This is a genomic window from Yaniella sp. (genome assembly GCF_030453185.1).
Lineage (GTDB): Bacteria > Actinomycetota > Actinomycetes > Actinomycetales > Micrococcaceae > Yaniella.
Map to the genome: position 1 here is coordinate 17,543 of NZ_JAKDKW010000017.1, position 19,303 is coordinate 36,845.

Annotated in this window: 22 protein-coding genes; 14 read left to right on the top strand and 8 right to left on the bottom strand. The window is 57.0% G+C overall.

The genetic code is table 11. The annotated features are described in order from the left end of the window. Nucleotides 1-216: 216 nt before the first annotated feature. From L0H14_RS04285 to L0H14_RS04315, 7 genes are all read left to right on the top strand, one after another. A complete protein-coding gene (locus L0H14_RS04285; protein WP_301417788.1) occupies nt 217-654 on the top strand; it encodes a hypothetical protein in 438 nt (145 codons plus the stop codon). A gap of 371 nt (nt 655-1,025) precedes the next feature. Next, a complete protein-coding gene (locus tag L0H14_RS04290) occupies nt 1,026-1,574 on the top strand; it encodes a Panacea domain-containing protein (RefSeq protein WP_301417790.1) in 549 nt (182 codons plus the stop codon). Between the two features lie 382 nt (nt 1,575-1,956). Further along, a complete protein-coding gene (locus tag L0H14_RS04295) occupies nt 1,957-2,154 on the top strand; it encodes a hypothetical protein (RefSeq protein WP_301421421.1) in 198 nt (65 codons plus the stop codon). Nucleotides 2,155-2,209: 55 nt separating this feature from the next. Beyond that, nucleotides 2,210-2,992: a lipoate--protein ligase family protein gene (locus tag L0H14_RS04300; RefSeq protein WP_301417794.1), complete on the top strand. Its 783-nt coding sequence runs from the start codon at nt 2,210-2,212 to the stop codon at nt 2,990-2,992. An 86-nt stretch (nt 2,993-3,078) separates the two neighbouring features. Next, entirely contained in the window at nt 3,079-4,464 is a 1,386-nt protein-coding gene (locus L0H14_RS04305) for a hemolysin family protein (RefSeq protein WP_301417796.1), read from the top strand. Further along, a complete protein-coding gene (locus tag L0H14_RS04310) occupies nt 4,461-5,483 on the top strand; it encodes a CNNM domain-containing protein (RefSeq protein ID WP_301417798.1) in 1,023 nt (340 codons plus the stop codon). The genes L0H14_RS04305 and L0H14_RS04310 overlap by 4 nt, the downstream gene beginning before the upstream one ends. Nucleotides 5,484-5,575: 92 nt before the next feature. Then, complete coding sequence (locus L0H14_RS04315) at nt 5,576-6,073, top strand: hypothetical protein (RefSeq protein WP_301417800.1); 498 nt, start codon at nt 5,576-5,578, stop codon at nt 6,071-6,073. Between the two features lie 16 nt (nt 6,074-6,089). Here the strand turns inward: L0H14_RS04315 and L0H14_RS04320 are convergent, their stop codons facing one another. Genes L0H14_RS04320 through L0H14_RS04330 form a run of 3 tightly spaced genes read right to left on the bottom strand, consistent with a single transcriptional unit; the run spans nt 6,090 to nt 8,365 of the window. After that, nucleotides 6,090-6,539, bottom strand: a complete 450-nt coding sequence (locus L0H14_RS04320) for a MaoC family dehydratase (RefSeq protein ID WP_301417802.1) — start codon at nt 6,537-6,539, stop codon at nt 6,090-6,092. An 18-nt stretch (nt 6,540-6,557) separates the two neighbouring features. Then, entirely contained in the window at nt 6,558-7,106 is a 549-nt protein-coding gene (locus tag L0H14_RS04325) for a hypothetical protein (protein WP_301417804.1), read from the bottom strand. After that, nucleotides 7,103-8,365, bottom strand: a complete 1,263-nt coding sequence (locus L0H14_RS04330; RefSeq protein ID WP_301417806.1) for an MFS transporter — start codon at nt 8,363-8,365, stop codon at nt 7,103-7,105. Before L0H14_RS04330 ends, L0H14_RS04325 begins: the two co-directional genes overlap by 4 nt. Before the next feature lie 128 nt (nt 8,366-8,493). On the opposite strand from L0H14_RS04330, the gene L0H14_RS04335 reads away from it, so the two are divergent. Continuing rightward, the gene (locus L0H14_RS04335; protein ID WP_301417808.1) at nt 8,494-9,282 is read left to right on the top strand and encodes an Asp/Glu/hydantoin racemase; all 789 of its coding nucleotides are present in this window, start codon (nt 8,494-8,496) and stop codon (nt 9,280-9,282) included. Here the strand turns inward: L0H14_RS04335 and L0H14_RS04340 are convergent. After that, nucleotides 9,270-9,983, bottom strand: a complete 714-nt coding sequence (locus L0H14_RS04340) for a maleate cis-trans isomerase (protein ID WP_301417810.1) — start codon at nt 9,981-9,983, stop codon at nt 9,270-9,272. The two genes, L0H14_RS04335 and L0H14_RS04340, sit on opposite strands and share 13 nt — an antisense overlap. Before the next feature lie 49 nt (nt 9,984-10,032). On the opposite strand from L0H14_RS04340, the gene L0H14_RS04345 reads away from it, so the two are divergent. Next, nucleotides 10,033-10,527, top strand: a complete 495-nt coding sequence (locus tag L0H14_RS04345) for a DUF3830 family protein (protein WP_301417811.1) — start codon at nt 10,033-10,035, stop codon at nt 10,525-10,527. Between the two features lie 11 nt (nt 10,528-10,538). On the opposite strand, the gene L0H14_RS04350 is transcribed toward L0H14_RS04345, so the two are convergent. Continuing rightward, a complete protein-coding gene (locus tag L0H14_RS04350) occupies nt 10,539-11,768 on the bottom strand; it encodes a DUF6880 family protein (protein ID WP_301417813.1) in 1,230 nt (409 codons plus the stop codon). Between the two features lie 608 nt (nt 11,769-12,376). Between L0H14_RS04350 and L0H14_RS04355 the strand changes: the two genes are divergently transcribed. Together L0H14_RS04355 and L0H14_RS04360 are read left to right on the top strand one after the other, a co-directional pair. Next, nucleotides 12,377-12,970, top strand: coding sequence for a DUF6308 family protein (locus L0H14_RS04355; protein ID WP_301417815.1), 594 nt, complete (start codon nt 12,377-12,379; stop codon nt 12,968-12,970). 990 nt (nt 12,971-13,960) lie between these two features. Then, a complete protein-coding gene (locus tag L0H14_RS04360) occupies nt 13,961-14,752 on the top strand; it encodes a lytic transglycosylase domain-containing protein (protein ID WP_301417817.1) in 792 nt (263 codons plus the stop codon). Between the two features lie 28 nt (nt 14,753-14,780). Here L0H14_RS04360 and L0H14_RS04365 read toward each other — a convergent pair whose 3' ends face one another. From L0H14_RS04365 to L0H14_RS04375, 3 genes are read right to left on the bottom strand one after another with little or no spacing between them, the layout of a single operon-like run. After that, nucleotides 14,781-15,110, bottom strand: a complete 330-nt coding sequence (locus L0H14_RS04365) for a MarR family winged helix-turn-helix transcriptional regulator (RefSeq protein WP_301417819.1) — start codon at nt 15,108-15,110, stop codon at nt 14,781-14,783. Next, entirely contained in the window at nt 15,110-15,397 is a 288-nt protein-coding gene (locus L0H14_RS04370) for a hypothetical protein (RefSeq protein WP_301421422.1), read from the bottom strand. Before L0H14_RS04370 ends, L0H14_RS04365 begins: the two co-directional genes overlap by 1 nt. A gap of 60 nt (nt 15,398-15,457) precedes the next feature. Continuing rightward, on the bottom strand, nt 15,458-16,831 hold the full coding sequence (locus tag L0H14_RS04375) for an NtaA/DmoA family FMN-dependent monooxygenase (RefSeq protein WP_301421423.1): 1,374 nt from the start codon (nt 16,829-16,831) through the stop codon (nt 15,458-15,460). Between the two features lie 483 nt (nt 16,832-17,314). On the opposite strand from L0H14_RS04375, the gene L0H14_RS04380 reads away from it, so the two are divergent. The 3 genes from L0H14_RS04380 to L0H14_RS04390 all read left to right on the top strand — a co-directional run. Continuing rightward, the gene (locus L0H14_RS04380; RefSeq protein WP_301419182.1) at nt 17,315-18,031 is read left to right on the top strand and encodes a YitT family protein; all 717 of its coding nucleotides are present in this window, start codon (nt 17,315-17,317) and stop codon (nt 18,029-18,031) included. 10 nt (nt 18,032-18,041) lie between these two features. Then, nucleotides 18,042-18,668, top strand: coding sequence for a hypothetical protein (locus L0H14_RS04385; RefSeq protein WP_301419183.1), 627 nt, complete (start codon nt 18,042-18,044; stop codon nt 18,666-18,668). Between the two features lie 3 nt (nt 18,669-18,671). Then, a partial coding sequence (locus tag L0H14_RS04390; protein WP_301421424.1) for a hypothetical protein occupies nt 18,672-19,303 on the top strand: 632 nt, incomplete at its 3' end.

The window sequence follows — 19,303 nt, forward strand, 5'->3', positions numbered from 1 at the left end:
CTACGTGTTCGGCCTGAATTGTTGATCACGCTTCACGGATTTGGCCCGCACTCATTCTAGCTAGCGGGCGTTGAGGTTGTGAGCTCGTGCAGCTCAAAGCTGGAAGACTAAAAGTGGTGAAAACTAGTGTTCTGACAAAAGAAATATAAGGGAACCACCTGCTTGATTCACCGCGAATCACCGGGTGTCATAGGTTCACCATTGAAGGAGGGGCATATGTCTACTCGGTCTCCAGAAATGCAAGAACTTCAGCATGAGGCCTTGCAGCGACAGTCTCATAAACGACTTGATGAAGTGGCAGATATGCGCGCGGCGGTGCGTGCGAAATCCCGTGGTCTTAGCCAGCGTGATATTGCCGAAGTGCTAGTGACCAGCCAGGCGCGAGTTCATCGGCTTTTGAGAGCAGCTGACCGTCGGATCGATGTTGGTGAGCGACTGCCTGAAGAGCTGATCCTAGAGGCTTTTGTCAATGATATTCCTAGATCGGCATTAGTCGCTGAACTCAAGCGATACTCGTACACATTTGGTGAAAATGCTCCATATCCACATGAAGGCAGAATCTCAGGTACTTGGGATCAGGTTGTTAGTGCTTTCATGCAAGATCTCCTGACCGAAGACGAATTTTCTGAGATACGTGAGGCAATTGGACGGTAGTAGGCAACAACGCGAACTCGTCTATGATGCTTTGACTACTTTATATGCGACGGGTGGCGCTCTTGCAAGATCACCCACGACTGAACAGTGAAAGCGGAGATTATAATTTGCGACAGCAAGGTGTGAAAGCTCCAGCCAAGAAGCGGCACTAGCGCACAATATTCTCGCGCAGCTGTTGTTGTTTCGGGTTGGCTCCCCAGTCGCGTCTTAGGGGTGCGAGCGGTTGCTCACGGAGTTAGGCTAACGTAGCGGATCTGTAATACAGGCTGATATCCTGGTACCCAGGCCGCACAACTTTATACACAACATGTACAACTTTGTATCGAAACGTCGAGCCCTATTGGTGTACCTAAAACAAGAAGGAGGACGTCATGGCTAACGCAATTGAAGTCCTCGCGTACATTAAGAAGTCCTTCCCTACTTCCGGGCGGATGCGGCGTCAAAAAATTCTTTACTACGCACAGGCATGGCACCTTGCATGGCAAGGGGCGCCGTTGTTCGAGGAAGATATCGAGGCTTGGGAAATGGAGCCTGTTGTCCCTACAGCTTGGCGTGCTGATAAAGAATGGAACGCAGACCTTGTTGCGGAACACACCGGAGGTCTTACGACCGTTCAATCTCAAATTGTAGATGCGGTGTGGGCATTCTATGGCGAGAGCGACGGCACGGCTCTAAGCGCTCGTACTCATAAAGAAGACCCCTGGGTTCGTCATTCTGAAGACGTTAATTCGTTCCTACGTGGAAACGACATAATTCCGAAAGAAGAAATGCGTAGCTATTACTCCGTGAAGTCGCTATCAGATTTCAGTACTCCACAGAAGCCTGCACTCCAGGCCCAGGGAGTGTCTGATGATGAGCTTTTCGAGGCTTTAGAGCAAGAGCTGCCACGGTGGGGAAGAAACACTCCGACTGCTTGCTGATCGGTGATCCGATACTTAACAGTTGAACACGTCATGCAGCTACACAATCGCCATCCCGATTTGGGTCACCCGGTCATTAACATGGACGGCTTAGAATCTGCGGTGGGAAGGCCTTCTGTTAGTTTCTTAGGGACCGAAAGCTTCCCCCTACTAGCTGAAAAGCGGGATCTTTGCTCCAGGGAATTGCTGTCAATCATCCATTTTTGACGGCAACAAAAGAACCGCGTGGATAAGTGCACAGGTATCTCTCCGTTTGAATGCTTCGCCTATCTATGTTGACCAGCACGATGCTGCGGATTTTGTTGAAGAAATGGTTGCCCACCAGATTGATATCAAAGATATATCTGTATGGATAGCTAAGCATTTCGAGGTCAAGTAGTTGATGACATGCGACGTCCTGGACGTCTTTTTTGCTGATGTCTATACCCGTTCGTCGGCAGGTATGGCCCTCACAGTGAATCCGGTTTTTGGCCGTAACTGGTACGGTAAACCAACACACTACAATTACACGCACTCCGAAGACCCTTCGATGTCTCTGAATGGGGGCGACGCACTCTCCTGGCGGCTTGCGGTGGAGTAAGCTCGTAAGGTGATACCGGGCCAACGCGCCCGGCACGACTGGAATTGAGGAATGCGTGGCCACAAGGACGCTGAAGTGGGTTGAACAGGATGTCAGCCTGGGTGTTGCCGAGGATCTCGCGTATTCGACGGATTTGCTGCGGGCTGTTCAACACGGGGCCATCACCGGCCCGATCGTGCGAATCTATCGTCCGCAACCCACGGTCTCGTTCGGTCAACAAGATGTCCGAATGGACGGCTATGAACAAGCCCGTGAGCTGAGTGAGCAGCACGGATTTGCCCCCGTGGTTCGCCGGGTTGGTGGGCGTGCGGCAGCATATCATCCGGGTTCGGTGGTCATTGATCACATCCAGCCCGAAGACGATGCGATGTTTGGCTTCCGCAACCGCTTTACGTACTTCGGTGAACTCTTGACCGCCACGCTACAACAGCTTGGTGTTGATGCCGCGGTAGGGGAGATCCCTGGTGAATACTGCGCAGGCGAGTACTCGGTGCACGCTGTGCTGACATCAGGCCAGCGTATTAAACTTGCCGGCACCGCCCAGCGGGTTGTCAAAGGTGCGTGGTTATTTTCGACCAGCCTGGTCGTCGAAGGCGGGGCCTCGGTTCGCGACGTCCTCACCGATGTCTATGCTGCGCTGGGTATCGAGTTTGATCCTAGAACCGCGGGTGCAGCAGCGGATGCGGTCCCTGGAATCACCGTCGATGATGTCATCGATGAACTGCAGGCCCAGTATCAGCAGCGCTTTCTCCAAGGCGGGCTGACGGGCCACAACACGTACGAGCTAGCGACCATGGGCTGGTCGGAACTGGTGGCACAGGTCCCACAAGCCGAGTGACCGCGGCCTGGGCACCCTTGGTCGGACAATGGAACGTCGCTAGCATGGGAGCAGCGTAGTCCAGTGATCGGAGGCGGTGAACTGCAGTGTGGTCAGCTATTCTCCTACTGTTGCTTGGCATCGTCGTCATTTTGATTATTATCGCGGCGAACGGTTACTTCGTCGCACAGGAATTTGCGTACATGGCCGTAGACCGTTCGCGTTTGAGCGCCCAGGCCGATGAGGGCGATCAATCCGCAGAACAGGCGCTGAAGGTCACGCGCCGTACCTCTTTTATGCTCTCCGGCGCACAGCTGGGTATTACCGTCACGGGCCTGCTCGTCGGATATGTTGCCGAACCCATGGTCGGCGAAAGCCTGGGCGTGCTGCTGGGTGGAGTCGGCATACCGCCGGCCGTCAGCATTTCGGTGGGCACGGTGCTGGCCTTGGCCATTTCCACGATTGTGCAGATGATTTTCGGCGAGCTCTACCCCAAGAACTTGGCCATCGCGGCTCCAGGTCCGCTGGCTCGCAGACTTGCGCGTTCTACTAATATTTATCTGGCGGTCTTCGGTTGGCTGGTCAAGGTCTTTGATGTGTCCGCAAATGGGTTGCTGCGGGTACTGCGGATTCAACCGGTGCAAGATCTCGACAGCAGTGCAACGGCCGGCGATCTGAAACACATTGTTGCGGATTCACGCCAGACCGGTGATTTGGATGACCAACTGTCGATGATGATCGATCGTATTCTCGATTTCCCGCAACGCGATGTTGAGCACGCGATGAAACCGCGCTCGCAAACCAATACCGTGGAATCCGACACCACGCTGGAGCAGGTGCGAACCCTGATGTCCACTGAACACTCCCGATACCCGGTACTGGATGGTGGCGAAGAACCAGTTGGCGTCGTCCACCTGGTCGATGTCTTGGCAGCCGCAGCAACTCCAGACGAACCCGTCACGAGTATTATGCGGAAACCATTGATTCTGCCCACCGTTATGACCTTGCCGCAAGCCCGCGAGCAACTGCTCGACTCGCAAACCGAACTGGCGTGTGTCATCGATGAATATGGTGGGTTGACCGGCATTCTCACGCTGGAAGATCTCGCCGAAGAGATCACCGGAGATGTGACCGATGAGCATGACGATGCCGGCGCAGCGTTGGCAATCGAAGTACACAGTACTGACAGCTGGCGGATGGCCGGGGATCTCCCAGTTGACGAAGCAGAACGCGAGATCGACCATGATTTACCGCGAGGAGACTATGAAACCATCGCCGGTATGCTCATCGCCTATCTGAAAGACCTACCGAGGGTTGGGCAAACCGTCCGCATGGACATGCCCCAGACACCTTCAGATCTGATGCAGGACGAGCATGCCACCAGGTATGTGGACGTCACCGTACTGGAAGTCGACAAGCACGTTCCGACGCTGGTTGAACTCGCCGTGCAGGTGACCAGTGACGAGCCGGACCAGGAGGGCACACCGTCATGAGTAATCCGTGGATCGTGCTGCTCTCAACCATTGGCATCATTGGGCTGAGCGCCTTCTTTGTCATCATCGAATTCTCGCTGATGGGCGCCCGTCCGCATCGTTTAGAAGACAAAGCGCAAACCAGTCGTGGAGCACGTGCTGCGCTGCGAGGTACACATGAGCTCACCATCATGCTGGCCGGAGCGCAACTGGGTATCACGGCCTGTACCTTTGCTCTTGGGGCGGTGACCAAACCTGCCGTTGACGCTTGGCTGACTCCGGCATTTGAAGCACTGGGGCTCCCCGGATGGCTGATCAATAGCGCCTCGTTTGTCGTGTCACTGTTGGTTGTGACCTTCTTACACCTGGTTGTTGGTGAGATGGCACCCAAATCGTGGGCCATTGCTCACCCCGAGCGGGCGGCAGTGGCTATTGGGCTGCCTGCCAGGGGCTTTGTTCGGTTATTGGGGCCACTGCTGCGGTGGATCAACGACTTCGCGAATCGCCTCGTTGCTGCCTCAGGTGTGGAACCTGTGGACCGGGCAGCTGTGGGCGGTAGGGATGCCGCCACCATTCGAAGGCTGGTGGAGCATTCTGCCGACACTGGCGCCCTAGAAGATACCATTCGCAGCCCAATTTCCGAGGCTCTTGAGCTTGAGACACTGCGTGTGGAAGACCTGATCTCCCCGCATGGTGCTCCGACCTCAGTAGCCGCTGATGATTGTGTTGCAGATATTCAGGCTGCGGTACTTTCCTCCGGGCACATGCGTATCTTGGTCACCAGCAATGATCACCCAGCTCCGGGCGTGGTGCATGTTCGTGACACCCTGTTGGAGCCCGCCGCTCGACCGGCCGCCGAGCTGGCGCGAGAGGCCTTCACCGTGGCCGCCGGAACACCCGTCCACGAAGCGCTCACCGACATGCGCCACAGCAGTGAACAATTGGCGATTGTCATGGACCAATCGAAGTTTCTCGGCATTATCACGTTCAACGATGCCGTCAGCCGTTTGCTGCCCAGGCGCGAGACTGCGGGTAATTAAACCCGGCCTTGTTCCTTGGCATAGTGGGACACTTCAGCGCGAGTGTTGAACTCTACTATCGCACCACGGCGCTGGGTGGAATACTAGAACCTATGAATTTTATAGACGCTCTCCAGGACTTTGTCCTTGGGTTGCCAGAAGCCGTTCAATTTCTCGGTGTCGCGCTCGCGGCCATGGTGCCATTCGTAGAAAACTATGGTGCGGTGGTGATCGGATCCATTGCAGGTATTCCTATCTGGGCCACCGTTGCCATGGCAATCATCGGCAATGTAGCGGTCATTGCGCTGATCACCTTGATTGCTGGGCGTACCCGTGATGCTGTTCTTGCACGGAAAACTCAGCCCGATGACACAGGGCAGGCCGATACAGACAGGCGTCAGCGCGTTCGCAGGTTATTTGACCGTTATGGCATCCCGGGCGTGACTCTGCTGGGCATGTTGTTGGTGCCCACGCATTTCATCGCCGTCACGCTGGTGTCGTTTGGTTGTTCTCGGACCGGCGTGATCGTCTGGCACGCTATCGCCATCACCATTTATGCGGTGTTGACGGGAGCGTTGATGGTGGGGCTCTTTAGCCTCACCGGTGCTTAGACCAACCCTCGCCGGGTTAGTGGTCGCGGCGCGGCACCACTTGATTGGCGACGAGACGCTGGCGGATCTCGCCATGTTGATTCTTCGTCAGCGACTCAACCTGGACCATGCCCTGGGGCTTAGACCGCGAGGGCGTAATCTTCAGGACTGTACTGTCCACGTGCAAGATATCGCCCGGACGGGTTGCAGAAGGCCAGGCGATGTCTCCACCGGCGCCAACGATGCCGTGGGCAACGGGGAAGCTGGCGACTAACAGCTTCATGGTCAGACTGGCCGTGTGCCAGCCACTGGCGGCAAGACCGGCGAAGAACGTATTTTGGGCTGCGATCTCGTCCGTGTGGAATGGTTGGGGATCAAACTGACTGGCGAAGGCGATGATCTCATCCGCCGTGATTTCATAGGTGGAGCTGGTGAAGTTGTCGCCGACGGCGAGGTCATCGAGATAGCGACTGGTCGCATCTGACATGGTGGTCTCCTTGAAAGTTCAATGCGATTGGACGGAAGACGTAGTGCGTTCTGCCGTAACCTCAGGCGCAGTTATTGTGGTGGGCGCAAGCAAGCCACGGACTGCAGCGGTGACCAACAGTATGAGCGCGATAAACAAGATGGCTTCGACGCCGATGTAGTAGTAATGCGTGGCCGATCCGCCTTCGGATGTTCCGGCCAGAACGGCGTCTGTTTCAACCGCTAACAGTGGTCGTATGATGGCCGTTTTGAGCACTAACATCGCCACCGCAATGAACGTGTAGAGGCGCATTGCGCTGAATTGCGTAAGGGGTTGCACGCGGTGGTTGCGCCACAGCGAGACCAACGCGATCAACAGGATGATCGCGAGTGCGACCTCAACAATATTCATCGCCAAGAAAACACGGCGGCCGATCCCCAGCCCCAAGGGAATCGTGATCCCTGGTGCCGTGAATTTCAGCGGAGCCTCAATGAATGAAATACCGATGATCAGACCGATCCAGATCGCCGGAAGCATGAGCATCATGGCTCGGGCCCAGCGTGGTGCGTGTGTGGCAGCGGTGATCATGAACGGTTCTCCTTTGCAATGGTGCGGCGGTAGAGCACAACGGTCACAACGCCGCACAGTAGATATGACAAGCCTACGAAGAGCCACCCGGTGGCAAATGAATGCGTCACGTCGTGTAGCAGCCCCATGATCAGCGGGCCCAGCGCAAAACCGGTGTACATGCCCATCGAATTGAGCCCGGAAGCCGCACCAATCTTATGCGACGGGACGACTCGCAGCAGACCGGCATTGATCACAACGTTGGCGCCGAACACCGTGACGCCGTGGAGGGCCGCGCCGACCCACACCAGTGCGGGTTGCTGCCACAGCGTGGCACCCAAGAAGGCGAATACTCCCAGGAGCGCACCGGCACTGATGATCATCAACAATCGAGACGGTTCGGCACCCGCCTGCATGCGTCGACTCCAGGCGATACGCGATACGACACCGATGATCCCGGAGACTGCGGTTGCCACACCCCCAAGGACCAGGGAGAAGTTGAGCTCTTGGACGGCAAAGAGCGGTAGGTAGACATTGGTGGCCTGCATACCCATGCCCGAGAGCATGGCGATCGCGGCGAAGAAATAGACAATGGCGGGGAGCTTGTCCTTGGTACCGACCGTGGAGATTTTGCCGGTGTCGACGGTGACTTCTGGCGGCTCAGGTTCTGGCATGGTGCTCTTGCGGCGAGCCAATTGTGCCGGGGACGGCACATACTTGAGAGAGATCAACCACAGGAGTACACAGACGACTGCACCACCCAGGGCCGCACCCGTCCACCCCAGCGCCAGGGCGACGGCTGGAAAGAACAGTCCTGAAAACAGTTGGGAAGCCTGCACACCGGATTGTTTGATGCCGATCCACCCGGTGCGTTTTGCTAACGGCACGGCACGGATAATCACCCGGTTGGTCGTTGGATTGGAGATAGCCTGTGCCGGTCCAGCCAAGACCGCAGCGATGAGCAGGAGCCAATAACTGTGGGCAAACGCCGCGACCACCAGCGCTATAGCAGTGCCCAAAAAGATGAACAGCATTTGGGCGCGCACGCTGATCTTATCGGCCAGATTACCCAACCACATACTGGAGACCGCAGCCGCCGCGAACACCACGGTGACAATGAAACCGATCTGACCGGCTGAAATGCCGAGCTCCTCAATGATCAAAGCCGACGAGACCGAGACTCCGTAGTTGAATAACGGCCCCGCACCCATCGCGCACAACAAAATAATGAGCAGGCCGGTTGAGGCTGAAGCGGCAGCAGGAGTCTTCGGTGTGGTCACATGAACCAGGGTAGCCCTTTTCGCGCTGGTGTGGCTCCCACTAGAGCAGGCTTACGTTTGGCCACTGCGACGCCAGATCTGACCGCAGGGCTATTGTTGACAGCCGAACGTACATGCGATAATTAGGTATGAAAAACGTTCCCAGCTACATTCCAGACGGCCCGTTGCTCGACCGGACCCTCGGCATCGTCAATCCTTACGATATGGCGCTTGATCGAGAGCTGTGGCGATGGATGCCGGACGGCGTGTCAATCTCAGCCACCCGCACCCCTCATCACCCCCTGACGGTAGACGAACTACTGGCAGATGCGATCGGCAACGACGACGACCTCCGTTCGACGGCTAGTCGTCTCGCCGCTGTGGAACCGGACGCGCTGGTCTTCGTCTGTGCTTCGGCGAGCTTCATCAATGGCCTTGACGGCGCGCGGCGTATTTCGGCCACTTTGACCGAGGCGGCCGGGGCCCCGGCGGTCACCACGTCGGAGGCTCTGCTGGAAGCGCTCGATGTGTTGGGTATTGGCCAGCTGGCCATCGCCACGCCCTACGTGCAGAAACTGACGTCCCGTTTGGAGCTGTTCCTCGCCGACCAGGGCCACCCCGTCGTCTCCACCGGCAGTCTGAACCGGGATCGTCTGATTTGGCGGGTGCCGTATCGCGTCACCGCGGATCTCATCCGCGGCACCGATCACCCGGATGCTGAGGCCATTTTCGTTTCGTGTACGAACCTGCCGACGTTCGACATCATCGCGCCGCTGGAAGAGGAGCTGGGCAAACCCATTCTCACAGCAAATCAAGTGTCTGCATGGGCTGGATTACGCCGTCTCGGGCTCTCATTGCCTCCCGTGGATCAGCGCTTGGCGACCGCCACTGCGCTGCCGACTCCACCAGTTGGTACCCCAGAAGTTCAGCGGCCCTGAAACAACGCACCGAGTCCGTCGGCCGTGGCAGGATGTCCCGCGAGGATCAGCCCGTACCAGGCCGTGACCTGATTGGCGGTCAGCACGGGCATCCCGATGGCGGCCTCGAGGTCGGGCAGCACCTCAATAGTATGTAAGGCCGTATCGGGTAGCAGCAGGCATTTGGCGTCACCTAGTTCGGCGGTCCGGGCCAGGTTCAGCACCCAGTCGGGTCCCAGGGCACCGGCATCTTCGCCCGATGGCACATCGTGGGCAGACGCGGCGGCGACGGTCAGCCCGGCGTCACCTAGATAGCGCACGAATTCGGCGGTGACGTCGTGGGGATAGGTCGCGGCCACCGCGACGGACTGCACGCCCAGGTGGTGCGCCGCGGCGACGAACGCCAACGACGTCGACGACGAGGACACCCCCGCTGCTTCCTCGACCCAGTGGGCCTGGTCGCTGCTGCCGTCCCACCCGTAGACGAAACTGCCGGAGGTGCACGCCCACATCACCGCATCTGGATGCAGCTGGGCAGCCGCGCGGGCCGGTGGGACCAGCCGCTGTCGCGAACCGATCTCCAATAGGGCCTCGACGTCGTGCTCGGTGGCACCTTCCCACGTGTGAATCACCGGAAAGGCAGCGTTGCGAATGCGGGATTGTAGCGTGCTGAATTCGTCTTCGGCGCTGTGGCCGGGATACAGCATGGCAACGGTGACCATGAGCAGCCCCTCCCTGTTGCGTGCGTCACTGACAGCCTACAGTTAAGCCATGGCTCGTTTCATCACCGTCACCCTCGTCCAGCGCCAGGTCACCGCACGCGCACAGCTGCTCGACGACGAAGCGCCACGCACCGCCGAGGCTGTCTGGCAGGCGTTACCACAGGCCGGGCAGGTGTATCACGGTAAGTTCGCACGGAATGAGGTCTACGCACTGGTTCCCGCCTTCGCCGCCCAGGAGCCGGGCACTGAGAACCCCACAGTCACCCCGATTCCCGGCGACCTGTGCTATTTCACCTTCGACGGCACGCTCGAGCATCCCGCCTACGGCTACGAGGCCTCAGCCGGTACCGACGACACCCGAATGTTGATCGATCTCGCGGTGTTCTACGGCCGCAACAACCTGCTGCTCAATGGCGACGTCGGCTGGGTGCCTGGCAACGTGTTCGGCACCATCGTCGAGGGGCTCGACGAATTCGCGGCAGCCTGCCAGGACGTGTGGATGGGTGGGGCCCGCGGGGAGACCCTCAGCTATGCTCGCGCCTGACCGCTGGAGCGTCAGGGCAGGCCTGCGCGGGTGAACTCTTTCTGCAGCCGGGGACGACGTCGATTGGTCTCCCGCAGGTCGCTGATGAAGGTATCCACCTCAGCAAGGGCGTTCGTTCCGGTGCTGAGGCGGCGCATGGTCTTCAGGTGTCGCGCAGCGTTCTTGTAGTGCGCTGCTCCCGTCTGCAGCAGCTCGAGGTCGACGAGCTCGCTCAATATCGGCAAGACGGCCAGTGGATCTATGGACTGGTATTGCTGGACGAGCCGTTCCCACACATCCTGGTTGCTCATCTTGGCAGCGTGAGCTGTTTCCCAGGCCGCGGCGGGATCCTTGAGTGCGTGCAATTGAAATAAGACGGCCTCACGTGGGTTGGCTGACAGCCGTTCCAGTACGGCATCCTGGTATGCGGGCCAGCTGGTACCGGCTTCGCCATGCAATCGAGTCGCAGTGGTGCTATTGGGCCAACGGTCGAACACCCACCAGCGAGCCTCCATGAGTTCATCTGGTCGGTGGCGGGCCAGTAACCCGCACCAGTATTCCGCGGCCTGGACGGACTGGTGGCCCCGATCGAACCCAGCAGCCCGCTGCGCCCACTCAACAGCGAGATCCAGTTGACCGATCTCCTCAAGAGCCTCCGCGGTGTTCTGAAACCACGCGGCAACACGTTTGTCCCGGGCATGAGTGCGGATGATCATCTCCACATCCTGGTCCAAGACTGCGAGCCGTTGTGCCTGCCAATGGAGTACGAAGTGCTCATGCGAATACGGTTGATGAACGTCCCGTTCTGCCAGCGGATCAATGCCGAGTCGTTCTGCACGCTCGGTCAACCTGGACCGGTAAGACTCCACACCGTGCGTGCCCAAGGCAAGTGCATAGCGCACAGGGTCGATCATAAAAAAGTCGACGTCGCCCTCGAACTGGAACTTCATCATCCACGCAACCAGCTTGGACGGCGTGATCTGGGCTGCAGCTGCGGTGCGCGGATGCAGTTCAAGAAGGCGCCGGCACGCGTCTCCAATAATGCCAGCGGAATCATCCGCCCGCGCGATGATCTTCATCGACGATGCCACAGCTTTCTGGGTGACACGATGCACCTCACCCGGGTCGTCGTTTTCAATGTGAGCTCGTTCGAGAATATCGACCGCTCCATGCATCTGCGTGCCGTGCGCATTCGCGGCTCGGTAGAAAAGCTCTGCACGGGTGCGGATCAACGGCAAAACATCATCAGACAATGTCGACATGGTTTTCATTCTAATATTAGAGGACTGCTAAGCCTCACGGATCGCTGGACTGTCCTATGATGCTCATGTTCTTTTGACTCTGTCCTCGTGTGCGCGCCGGAATACCCGCCATCTTCGCCTATGTTGGAAGGCAGTGAACAGGAGGCGATCGTGCAGATGAGGGACATGATTTTCGCACCTCGGTTTGCGCCTTTAGCAGCACCAGTATTGGCCACCGTGATCCACTGGTCAGCCAGCAGTCTGTGCCAACCGTAGCACCGGGGCAAGCCCAGCCGACGAGACGAGATTGGGTTCATCAAAGGAATAGGCAATACCAGCAGCAGTGTGATTAAAGAGCATCTCAGAGGTGCGTCTTTCTGACGAGGAATAGTGGCTTCAACACTCACTATTTTCCCATGTCAAAGACGCTTCTCCATGTTAAGACGCCGCACTCCCACCACATTTATCGGTGGATCAAGACTAAGCAAAACAGCGTTTTGCCACTTGAGGGTACGGATAATCTGCAGTAGATCATGAATAGTCTGTTTAGACGTGTTCAAGCTATATTGTCCGTGTAGGTAGATTTCTAAACGCATAGCAAAGGATCCAAGATGGTGTCGAGAGGTCTCGTGTCGTTAAAGAACGGTGCGAAAGATAAGCTTGATCGCTACACTTCCCGGACCTCGGGATACGCGTTCAACACGTATGATCATCAAGGTGACGTAGATCTTCCACTTACGCCAGCCGACGTACTGATGGCCAATCTCTTGAGCCTGAGACTGTCTGGCCGCGACGTCATCCCACTATTTGCCGAGGGCGACGGCCCCGCTCAGCGACTCAGAGTAGCGCTAGACGATGCTTTAGTAGCGTTGCGAGATGTAGCACCCTTCGAATCACATGGTGCGTTAACGATCCTTGAAGAGTCAGTGGAGAAGTTAACCGCTGCCGATGCGGCCACAAAATCAGTAAAGCAGTGGACTGAGGTCACTGTTTCCAAAGTTCTACACCGTCGTCGCCCACATATAGTGCCAGTGATCGACTCAAAAGTTCGCAAGTTTTACGGGATAGGAATTAGGCAACCCATGAATGTTCGACAAGCCCTTTGGGAAGACCTCGGAGAAAACGAGGGTTGGATTAGGGAACTTGCCGCGACAAAAACAACACCAGATGGCCGACCCCTGTCTCTACTGCGCGCAGCCGATATTCTGATTTGGATGTCATAAGCAATTAGCAACAAACAAAGAAAAAGTCACTCCACGCGGCGATGACTGAATAAGTCATCTTCGACGGCGCTGGGTGAAGTTTCATTCCAGTATGTCAACGACTTTTCCAACGAGCGATGGTGAGTTTCCATGGGATTTTTCAGCAACCTTTTTGACGGGATCGGTGGGGAGACCGCAGAATGCCCAATGTGCGGAAGCAAAATGCGCGGTGAAGGCGGTCGATTCGAGTGTCCTAACCACTGCGAAGGAGGGGTTTTCTTTGAAAGAGATGGTCAGTTAGTCAGCTCCATGGCCCGGAGTCCCACCGGAGGGGGAAGACCATGCATCAGCTGCCAGCAGGGACTGTCAGGATCGGATCACACATCAGAGTGGGAAAGTGGCAATAATTCATCAGCGTACGTTACATGCCGCCATTGCGGAGCTGAGAACTATATCTTTTAGACGACGATGAACACTGCATCGATGGGCACCCATAGAAGTCCTTCGGGAAAGTCTTGTTCAAGCCAAGAAAGGTAACGCCACTTTCCAAAAACGCGAGTTAGTTCCTGGTCAGCCGGGGTTTCGTGAGCACCAGATTGTCGTAATTGCTAATAAGTATCTAGAAGCCTGGCACCATGAGAATTATGGCCAGTTAGCCACGTTCTTTCCTCAGTACCAAAATGAGTCACGCGGTTTGAGAGCAGGGCAGGCGAAGAGCCTCTACCGGGACTACCGGCTGAATGACTCCAGGGTCTCCAAGGTCGTGGAGGTCGTACAGATTCTTTCGAAGGTAGAAGTTCAGGCAAAGATAGACGGGGCCGAGAGTACCATTACCCTGCGCTGGGTCCAGATGGACGAATCCGCTCAGCCTGTCTTGCGTGGTAAACCAGGTGAGTGGACTTTAACGCCCCACGGTCCGAGCAGATTTCTCGCAATCTTGAAGAATAACCCGTAGATATTACTGCAGCGCTCAGGATACTAGCAAGTAAGGTATACCTGCCGGCGTCATCTATGTTGGAAGGCAGTGAACAGGAGGCGATCGTGCAGATGATGGACACCAAGTACAGCGCGGCAGCACACCGAACGGCCGCCGTCGTTATTGGAGCATTACTACTCATGGGCTGCGGCTCAAATGATGCCCAGGACGACAATGAACCACCAGCAGCTCCACCGATGGTCGAACCCGAGCCTGCTGAAGATGCCGCAGACTCAACCGAAGATATTCCCATCGCAGAACTTGCTGATGCCACCTGGGTTGAAGAGACGGCGGCTGAACATGCCATTCCGCAGCGTGCCATGGCTGCCTATGCGGGGGCCGCGCTCCGGATCGCCGAAACCCGCCCGGAGTGCAATCTTGGGTGGAACACTCTGGCCGGTGTTGGTTCGGTGGAAACCGCTCACGCCAGCATTGATGAGTCTGGACTCAACGCTCAGGGCGTTGCTGAACCGGCGATCATCGGCCCGGTCTTGGACGGCAGCGAAGGCGTCATGGAAGTCGAAGATACTGATGAGGGTGAATACGACGACGATAAGCAGTGGGATCGTGCCGTTGGTCCTATGCAGTTTTTGCCGGAGACCTGGGAAACCCACGCCGTGGACGGCAATTTTGATGGTGAGATTGATCCGCAACAGATTGATGATGCAGTCCTAACCGCAGGCGTGTATCTGTGTGAAAATGCCGAGGATCTGACCGATGACGACGAGTGGGTCCAAGCCGTGACCACCTACAACCAGTCGTTGGAATATGCCCGTGATGTGGCCGGTATTGCTGAGTCCTATGCTGGAGATACAGCAGACGAATAAAATTCACGCTGATCGTTGCGAACCAGGGTTAATGGCCTAGTCCTCTGGCCGAGCGCACGAGGTCTTCGAGCTGCTGGAGGTAGACGTCGAAGGATTCGCGGCCGGGCTCACTGAGTGACAGGCGCCGAACCCGTCTATCAGCAGGGCTGTTCTCAATAGTAATGATCCCAGCGTCGGCGAGGGCAGATATATGTTTTGACAACGACGACTTACTTACTCCAACGAGCTTCAGGAGTGTCGAGAATTCAACGTATTCTGCGGGAGCGAGCGCAGCCAAGATCGCCAAGCGTGCAGGCTCATGGAGTAGTGGATCGAGATTGACGAAAGCGTCTTCGGCATCAGTAGGCACGTCGATCATCACGCCTTACGGGTGCTGTCAGTGGCGCTCTTCAGGCGCTGGAGGCCAGCCCGACAGACGAGAAGTATGACGACCACGGCCGCAAGCGCGCCCATGGTGTTGGGCGTCGTGACTCCAGCTGAGCGCAGGGGAAACTGCACGGCAATGTATGCGGCGGTGACTAGAATTCCTCCGCCAACGACGAGCCACGTGCCGACCCGATCGGACCAATCCAGCCGTGATCGTAGCGGTCGTGCCGCCCATAAACTTGCCTGGCCCAGCACGCTCAGACCGGATAGCCACACCATGATTTCTCTACGCAGCGAAGTGGGGCAGGATCATCGAGAGCGATCCTGCCCTGCGCGGCGCTATCCGCCCTCGGAGCTAGCCTCACCCCGGCGGAACGCACCCCCGGTGGATTCGTGGGGCAACCAGTCTGTTCCGAAGAGTTGTTTGCGTAGCGTGAGGTGCTGCTCGTTGGGTGTTGCCAGGTGGCCGCGGGCGCGAAGTTCCGGACTGACGAACTCGGCAAACGCTGCCATATCAGGCTGGCGTAAAGCGTAGTCCACATTGAAACCATCCACGCCGGCCACTGTCATCCAGTGCTCCAGTTCGTCCACGACGGTCTTGCCAGCCCCAATGATGACCGGTCCGCGGGCACCGATTGCCATATAGGCTGCCACATCGGCAACCGTCCACCGTCTGTCGGGGTCCATTGAAGTAAACGATTGCAGGGCTGACCGGTTGCCTTCGATGTGCGTTTCTTCCAGGACGTCGTCGGGATGTAGCTGTCCAAGATCAAGGCCAGTCCACCCTGCAAATAGGGCTAGGGCTGCCTCTTGATCCACGTAGCGAGTGTAATCCTGATACCGCTGATGGGCCTGCTTGTCAGTTTCTGCGGCAATAATGGTGACCGAGGTGATGAGTCGCGCGGTCTGGCGTGCACGCCCGGCTGCTGCCATGTGGGTTTCAACCCGGTCTACGAGTTGCCGGACGTTTTGTGGTGAGGTTCCAGAAAAGAACAGGACTTCGGCGTGTTTGACCGCGAACTCGATGCCCCGCGGGGAGGAACCCGCTTGGAAGAGTAGTGGTGTGCGCTGCGGACCGGGTGTCACCAGCGCCGGGCCGGGCACCCGAAACCACGGTCCCTCGTGATCGATTGTGTGGACTTTTTCCGGATCCAGGTAGGTGTTGGATGCCGGATCATTGACCAGCGCATCGGGTTCCACCGATGCTTCCCAGAGCCCGTATACGACTTCCATGTATTCATCAGCCCGGTCGTAGCGTTGATCGTGTGGCATGAGATCGTCACCGCCGAGATTCCGCAGGGCTGATTGTTGATACCCGGTGACAATATTCCACCCGATACGACCGCGGGTCAAGTGATCTAGCGTCGCGAAGGTTCGAGCTAATGCATAGGGTGGCAGATACGAGACATTCGCGGTGACACCAAAGCCCATACGCGTTGTTTCTGCTGCGACGGCACTGATCAGCAGCAGTGGATCGAGTGCTGGATATTGCATGCCAGCACGGATGGCCGTGGCACCCCTACCCTCGTAGACGTCATAAAGGCCTGAAACGTCTGCGAAGAACATGGAGTCGAAACCCGCGTCTTCGAGCAACTTGGCATGGCGACGCCAGAATTCCAGATCCAGATATTGTGCGGTATCGGCACCAGGATGTCGCCACAACCCAGACGTCTGATGGGTGGGAACAATCATATCGAGCGCGCTGAGAAACATAGCGTCATTGTCTCACGGAAATTTCGCGAATCATGCTCGATGGTTCTTGCTCGAGTCGTTCGCCTCCCAAAGTGCGTATCGTCGCCTTCCATGAAAAGTTGAGCGGTGCCCCCCTGGTCGCTTCACAATTGAAGGCGAATTTCAAGTTCGTAATATATCGCAGTTTTCCCATAGAAAGGTGTACTGCTAAGTATGCCTCAAGGTTAGGAACCGTAATAATTACCCTACGCATCACACTCACTTAACATCATTGGAGAGACCGTGACTGCCGAAGCACAATCCGGACCAAAGACTAAGAAACAGATTTGGAAACGTTGGTGGATGATCGTTAGATACGTCATCGTCGGCCTAGCGGTCATCGCTAATCTCTCTGGAGGCAGCGATGAGGAGGTTACAGCTGAGGCTCCAGCTCCGTCAAGCGAAATTCGGACTACAGTAGTACTCGGCCCGTAGTGGTTACAGGCCCTGAAGCGAGGAACACCTATGCCCGAGAACAAGCCGCGCGATGTAGTCGATGACGGTACCGGAACAACAACCCTCACTTCACCGGTACCAAAACTTGGGTACATAACCCGCGGGGCGACGTTCTTGCTCGGCGTCTTTGTAATGTCCGTTGGTATCGCCCTGAGTGTGCACGGCCAACTGGGTACCGCGCCAATCTCCACATTCCCGGCGGTTGTTGATGCTGCCTCGTCGTGGTCCGTTGGCACAGTCTCGGCCGTCATGAACGTCGTGTTCGTCTTCATGCAAATGCTGATCCTGCAGCGTCGTTTCAGGCTGTTCCAGCTGGTACAACTGCCCATCGCCCTGGTGTTTGGTGCGGTCATCGATCTGTCCTTTTGTCTCACCAGCTGGGCGCAAGTAGACCACTACCTGCTGCAGTGGGTCGTCACCATTATCGGCGCGCTCATATTGGGACTCGGCGTCTACATTCAAATTCAACCCAAACTGCTCTACCTGCCCGGTGAAGGGCTGGTCGTGGCGCTCACGCAGGTGAGCACGGTTCGATTCGGCACCATGAAACAGGTTGTTGATTGGTCGCTCGTGGTGATCTCTGCTGTGCTGTCGCTTGTTCTGATGCAGCGGCTCGAAGGCGTTCGCGAGGGCACCGTTTTCGCAGCCTTTGCGGTTGGTGGAGTGGTCAAGACGCTCGACTCTTTGAACCAACGACGACGCAAGTCCTACACGTCTGACAGGTAATATCGAAACCATGTCGCCCACCATGAACTTTGCCTTGCAGTCACTCCATCAATCGGGACGTGTTGTGTTGCCAGGAGCGCCAGCGATGTACTCCGATACCGCGCGGGGTTGGATCATCATCGTGCTGGTGTTCGTCAGCCTGTTGCCTCTAGGCCTGTTGCTGTTCGTGCTGCTCTTGGCAATCGCTACAGACTCATGGATAGCGGGTATCGTGATTTTTGCCTTCCTCGTCCTGGGCCCGCTAACGTTCACAGCGCTTGTGTGGTGGCGGTACTTCAGATGGCGCAAAAAGTATGCCGAGCTTCCAGAAGAAGTCCCCGTCACCATGGACCCGAGTGGTCTGACAATGCGCGGGGTGGGGCCAATTCCTTGGTCTGATTTCGGTCCGGCAGTGTATAAGTTGCTCCCAGCCGAGTTTGGCCGCGGACATTCAACCAGTGCAGTGCTCCCGCTGACGGAACGGGGGATGGTGATGGTGAACCAGCATATGCCGCCACACCTGAGCCAGCGGGTGACACCAATCCGCGTTGCCGGTCGGCCCTATCGCTACCTCGACGTGCCGGGAATTCGAGGATTGAGTCAGCACGAAGTGATGGAGTTGATTCATGCGGCCCACCGGATGTTCGTTTATTCATAGGTTATGTCTCCAACATTGCAACAGGCCATGCATGCACTACACCAAACCGGCAGACTCCGACTGCAGGGTGCGCCAGCTGTCTGGTCGAGTGGCATCCTGGTGCTTCTGCGGATAGTTATGGGGCTAGTGATCTTCCTAGCTGTTGGTGGACTGGTGGCAGTGGTTAGCGTAGCGTTCTTGGTTGAAAATCCACCATGGTTCGGCATGATTTTCGGCTTCATCTCGGGTCTCGGGATGATGGCAGTACTGTTTTTCTTGATTCGTCTGGGCATGCAACGACAAGAACAGTTTCGAGAAACTGAACGAGAGCCAGTCCTGCTGGAGCCGGCGGGCCTCACGTTGCGTGGGATCGGACCGATCCCGTGGAGAGATTTTGGCCCGGCAGTCAAAAGGATGGTTCCTGCCGAAAAGGATAGCGGCTACACTTTGCGCGCCGTCATGGAGTTAACCAATTCGGGGATGTTTAACGTCAACGAACGGACCCCGCCTGAATTGCGTGAGCGTATCTCGCCGGTGATGGGCCCGATGTGGAACCGGCATCACCGGTACATTTATGTCCCGGGCGTTGAAGGGCTACAACAATCCGACGCGATAGAGCTGATCAACATGGCCCACCGCATGTTTGGCTATGGTGG

Coding starts and splice junctions, on each gene's coding strand:
- L0H14_RS04285 (WP_301417788.1), top strand. CDS start 217: ATGTCTACTCGGTCTCCAGAAATGCAAGAACTTCAGCATGAGGCCTTG.
- L0H14_RS04290 (WP_301417790.1), top strand. CDS start 1,026: ATGGCTAACGCAATTGAAGTCCTCGCGTACATTAAGAAGTCCTTCCCT.
- L0H14_RS04295 (WP_301421421.1), top strand. CDS start 1,957: ATGACATGCGACGTCCTGGACGTCTTTTTTGCTGATGTCTATACCCGT.
- L0H14_RS04310 (WP_301417798.1), top strand. CDS start 4,461: ATGAGTAATCCGTGGATCGTGCTGCTCTCAACCATTGGCATCATTGGG.
- L0H14_RS04315 (WP_301417800.1), top strand. CDS start 5,576: ATGAATTTTATAGACGCTCTCCAGGACTTTGTCCTTGGGTTGCCAGAA.
- L0H14_RS04320 (WP_301417802.1), bottom strand. CDS start 6,539: ATGTCAGATGCGACCAGTCGCTATCTCGATGACCTCGCCGTCGGCGAC.
- L0H14_RS04325 (WP_301417804.1), bottom strand. CDS start 7,106: ATGATCACCGCTGCCACACACGCACCACGCTGGGCCCGAGCCATGATG.
- L0H14_RS04335 (WP_301417808.1), top strand. CDS start 8,494: ATGAAAAACGTTCCCAGCTACATTCCAGACGGCCCGTTGCTCGACCGG.
- L0H14_RS04340 (WP_301417810.1), bottom strand. CDS start 9,983: ATGGTCACCGTTGCCATGCTGTATCCCGGCCACAGCGCCGAAGACGAA.
- L0H14_RS04345 (WP_301417811.1), top strand. CDS start 10,033: ATGGCTCGTTTCATCACCGTCACCCTCGTCCAGCGCCAGGTCACCGCA.
- L0H14_RS04350 (WP_301417813.1), bottom strand. CDS start 11,768: ATGTCGACATTGTCTGATGATGTTTTGCCGTTGATCCGCACCCGTGCA.
- L0H14_RS04360 (WP_301417817.1), top strand. CDS start 13,961: ATGTTGGAAGGCAGTGAACAGGAGGCGATCGTGCAGATGATGGACACC.
- L0H14_RS04365 (WP_301417819.1), bottom strand. CDS start 15,110: ATGATCGACGTGCCTACTGATGCCGAAGACGCTTTCGTCAATCTCGAT.
- L0H14_RS04370 (WP_301421422.1), bottom strand. CDS start 15,397: ATGGTGTGGCTATCCGGTCTGAGCGTGCTGGGCCAGGCAAGTTTATGG.
- L0H14_RS04375 (WP_301421423.1), bottom strand. CDS start 16,831: ATGTTTCTCAGCGCGCTCGATATGATTGTTCCCACCCATCAGACGTCT.
- L0H14_RS04380 (WP_301419182.1), top strand. CDS start 17,315: ATGCCCGAGAACAAGCCGCGCGATGTAGTCGATGACGGTACCGGAACA.
- L0H14_RS04385 (WP_301419183.1), top strand. CDS start 18,042: ATGTCGCCCACCATGAACTTTGCCTTGCAGTCACTCCATCAATCGGGA.